The sequence below is a fragment of the Aliivibrio sp. S10_S31 genome (assembly GCF_014694495.1).
Classification (GTDB): domain Bacteria; phylum Pseudomonadota; class Gammaproteobacteria; order Enterobacterales; family Vibrionaceae; genus Aliivibrio; species Aliivibrio fischeri.
In genome coordinates this window covers 1-449 of the sequence record NZ_JAAUWR010000119.1, presented here as the reverse complement: position 1 = coordinate 449, position 449 = coordinate 1, and the positions used below count along the sequence as shown (strand labels likewise).

Annotated in this window: 1 rRNA gene; it reads right to left on the bottom strand. The window is 35.6% G+C overall.

Going from position 1 to position 449, the window contains the following annotated elements:
* Positions 1–333: 333 nt before the first annotated feature.
* A 16S ribosomal RNA gene (locus tag HC728_RS19855) occupies positions 334–449 on the bottom strand; the annotation flags it as partial.

Sequence of the window (449 nt, the reverse complement as noted above, 5' to 3'; positions counted from 1 at the left end):
CAAGGTTGAACTCGTCATTGCGAGTTCTGGTTTTTCGCCGGATTCAAAATACAAGAACACTTGAATGTGTTGTTCTTCGTTTTACAAAGTAAAACAAAGGATATTAAGAACTTTTAAATTTTGATTTAACTTAATTACAGCCTTGAGCTGTTTTGTTTTACTTTTTCAAAAGTAAAAACAAATTAAGCTAAATCAGTCAGCTTTCCAAATTGTTAAAGAGCTTAAAGCAAAAAGCTTTAATCAATAATCGGAATTATTAATTAAAGCTCTACAACTTCAACTTTCAAAACCTAATTAATCTGTGTGAACACTCATAAATCGCAATCTATCGTTTAAGGAGGTGATCCAGCCCCAGGTTCCCCTAGGGCTACCTTGTTACGACTTCACCCCAGTCATGAACCACAAAGTGGTGAGCGTCCTCCCGAAGGTTAAACTACCCACTTCTTTTG